Source organism: Christiangramia aestuarii (assembly GCF_009735585.1).
GTDB classification, from domain to species: Bacteria; Bacteroidota; Bacteroidia; order Flavobacteriales; family Flavobacteriaceae; genus Christiangramia; species Christiangramia aestuarii.
On sequence record NZ_VJVW01000016.1, the window covers coordinates 1 to 4,100 of the forward strand.

Below are 4,100 nucleotides of genomic sequence, written 5' to 3' on the forward strand. Positions count from 1 at the left end.
TTGGTGGGGTCGTTGTGAACGATCCGCCATCACCACAGCCGGCCTCTAAAGTTTCAAATTCAGCTAGCCATGCAGTATAAGCTGCCTGAAGGGCCGCATCATCCACATAAGCACAAGCCTCGGTATCCACATCTTCTGGACCGTCAACGTCTACTGGCGTTGATTCAGAAACAGTAAATGTTGAACTACAGCTAGCAATTTGCTCACACTCATCTGAAGCATCTAAGGTCACTTCTATATAAGCTCCACATGCATCCTCTGGCTCAGTAATTCCTTGTGGCCAGCTATCGAAATCATATTCGGTAGCTTCTCCACCGTCTATGGAAACGGAATAAGTAGCAGTTACTTCACCACCGCCACCTGAAATATCAAATCCTCCGAGCCAATTGCTAAACGCAGTTGATATATCATCGTTACAGGTCACCGTATCCGGATCGGGACAGGTAGTCACCAATTCTGGTGCTACATTAGTTCCCGTAACTTCAGCTTCGTCCTCATCGGTACAACCTTCTGTACCATTTGAAAGGATCTGGGTTACCATTACTTTGTATTCCCCTGCTTCTGTAGCATTATATGTAGGCCCGGTAGCTCCAGGAATTTCTTCATAGGTACCCGACTCATTCTTTTTATACCATTGGAATTTAAAATTACCGGCAGTACCTAATTTAGCTTCAAGAGTTACAAAATCAAGGGTGCAATTAAGTTCTTCATCATCTACGGTCACATCTACTGGTGGAATTGCTCCAAAAGGAAAAGGACCTAACAAATCTTTCAATTCTGCTGTAAAACTGGCTGATGATCTTGTTTTTACGACAATTGTACCCAAGGGCTTCTCACACTCACCTCCAGTCGAACCTGTATCCAGACCTAACTCAGTTGCATTTATAGAAAGTTCGATAAATGATAAAACTGGTAGCTCTTCTTGTTGATTGCCCCCTGAATCATAAGTTTTCCATGGTGGTCCTAACACTTCTTCCTGGTTTATCTGAGCAGTTACCCAACCCTCAGATCTGGCCTCTACAAGACTAACCTGGGCATATCCAAAATTTGGATCTTCGTTACACTCAAAGAATCTAAAAGCACCGGAGGCACTTCCAAAATTAAACGGATTATTTCCTAAATTATTAAACTCCATGAAGGAGGCTTCATCTGGAAAATCCTCTCGACTTATCCAGATATATAATTCTACGAGAACATTATCTCCACCATTTTCATAATTTATAGAAAAAATAATATCACCATGGGTTAGAACACTACCATCATCGCTATTAGAATCATCAAATTCGTCGGTACCAGCAAGATCAAATCGATATGCTGTTCTATTACAGTCGGGACCTTCTGAGATTAACTTGGCTCCGTTTCTTACCAATTCATTTCTAAACAATTCAAAATCAAGATGACTAGTACCATTTTGGCTTCGTGTCGTAGCTCCCAAAAAAGCAAATTCAGTTCCCAAATCTGGCGTTGGTCCCGGTGTACTGGATACATCTCGACGTAAATGGCCAAAAAATTCAATAATGTCATTTTTCTGAGGGCCACCACTACCTGTACCAATAGTCCAGGTTTCGGGATCATGAAAATTTTTGTCATCGCCTGAAGTATAAAAACTTGCATCAGTTAATTTACCATTTGTCCTTTGATCTCTCGCATATAATGCATCGATCCAAGTTCTACCTTCAATTTCGGTATAAATTGGAACAGACTGTCTGAGGGTATCGGATATATTTGCATTGACATCGGCTAACCAGGCATTAATTTTTGAAATAGCATCTCCTTCATTTACATTAATTACCCCTGTTCCATCCCCTGGCCAGAGATCCAGATTAGCAAACCAATCATCAGAATCTATGAATAATGGATCCTGTATGTTTGGTGTATTCTGGTTATCATTGGCATACAAGGACGCCTCTACACCAAAATTAGCTTCATTTACATCGGTTAATGGAATTTGAACCTGAGCACTAACCGTACTACCCAATAACAGAAAAAACAGTAGTATAGGCACCATGGTCCCTACCCCTGTTTTTAAGAACTTCCTGCCCGATACCAACGAACACCAACAACCGAGGATTGGCGAACTCGTTGACCAGGGCCACGTAAAATTTTTCATAATTTAAAGTTTTTTAAGTTAGACCATTGGCATAAGTCTAATAATGGGAAGTTCCGGCTGATTTGGTGCAGCATTCAATAAAGAGGAAAACAACCTGAATCTGTAAAGACCAGGGAAATGCCTCGCGGGCATACCGTCTACCGGGGGGAAGAAATATTTAACTATGTGGTTCTAGTGAATTTTCAAACAACAGGAACTCACATAATAGCCATATCAAATAAGTAGCGATGGTATTTGGGTTAAAACAATAGAATTTAGCTGATTCTGAAAACCTTTCAGAAACAAACTCCGGGGGGAAGAAATAACAATTTTAGGGGGCAAAGAAAAAACTAACAGGAAATCGTAGGGTGACCTTCTGTAATAATAGTTAGGTTAAATATATAATAAAATGAATTTAATTAGAACCTGCATATCGCTAATTCCTTTTTATCTAACGGTTAATTACAAATAATAAGGGTTTTCCCCCATAAAGGATAGCACAATAAAAAAGCAGCCTTCCGGCTGCTTTTATTTTTAGTTAATTAAAATTACTTCTTAGTTACCCGATAAGATATTTTTAGAAAATGATTCTCTATCGGTTTGTACTCGAATAATATAAACCTGGTTAGATCTTAATGCAAAGTCTATATTTATTTGAGTTTGATCTCCTGAAGACACAGCTTTGTCTGTATAAGTTCTCAGTAAGGATCCGTTAAGGTTATAGAACTGGATCTGAACATCTGAAGTATAATCAAAGTCATACTTCACTTTCACCTGATCCTTGAATGGAACCGGAGCCACATCGAAGCCAGGCTTACTAATTGTTTCAGAATCAAAACTAAGTGATTGAGTGGCAGTATCGAATACAGAAACTGTTTCCGGGTTTTCACCTCCACATACATTCACTTCTGTGTGTGCAATCAAATAAAAATTACCACTGCAACTAATTAAATCTGAAATAGGAATTTTCACTTTAGCAGTATCTCCATCTGACGAGGTACCTGGGTAAGGATATTGTCCCGGGCTTCCTGCAAATGATGGAAATTGAGTACAACCGGCATATACATGAACTACATCTAATTCAAAATACGGATTAGAAGAGTCGTATAAATCAAATTCTACCACCAAATAACCATTATCCAGATATAAATCTACTGTACCTACAGGTATACCATTTGTAGGGTCACATTGAGCCGCACCGGCATACAAGGTAAGATCACCAGGTAAATTGTTTAGATCTAAAGGTCCATTAGACCATCCCCAATTACTACTGCTGATTTTTCCACAGAAACCTACGGTACCTGGATTAAATCCTCCGAGCGCATATGCAGTTTCTTCTGAACAACAATCTTCTACAGTAATTAAAGCTGTATCTGAACATCCATTAGAATCTGTATATGTAATAGTTGCCGTACCTGCACTTACACCTGTTACTATTCCAGTATTATCTACGGTTGCAACAGAGGTATTATTAGATTCGTAAGTACCTGCGCCAACTCCTATATCCAGAGTTTCTCCAACACATAATGTACCTCCATTTAAAATCGGATTGGTATAAATAATTGCAACGGCGGTAGCATAATCTGTACAACCATCGGTAGTTTCTACCAGTACGGTAACTGTAGTACCATCGGCTATCGTATTGCTATCGTAAGTATTATCGGTCGATTTTGCCTGAAGAATGGTTTCTCCTGCATCGACCTCTCCGTCCGCATCGGTATCTATCCAGAAAGTATATTGCTCTCCACTGCCACTAGGTTCCGCAGTGAATATAGCATCTTCGCCATCRCATACTCCTTCGGTTTCAAGCTCGGCTTCAGGATTTTCATATACGATCGCATCGGCGGTAGCATAATCGGTACAACCATCGGTAGTCTCTACCAGTACGGTAACTGTAGTACCATCGGCTATCRTATTGCTATCGTAAGTATTATCGGTCGATTTTGCCTGAAGAATGGTTTCTCCTGCATCGACCTCTCCGTCCGCATCGGTATCTATCCAGAAAGTATAT

The 4,100-nt window shown here is 40.0% G+C and carries 2 protein-coding genes; both read right to left on the reverse strand.

Annotated elements, in window-relative coordinates:
* Positions 1-2,110, reverse strand: a 2,110-nt coding sequence (locus FLP08_RS15315) for a hypothetical protein (protein WP_156278043.1), incomplete at its 3' end; no start/stop codon positions are given.
* Positions 2,111-2,644: 534 nt separating this feature from the next.
* Positions 2,645-4,100: Ig-like domain-containing protein (locus FLP08_RS15320; RefSeq protein ID WP_202912784.1), on the reverse strand; the 1,456-nt coding region annotated here is incomplete at its 5' end.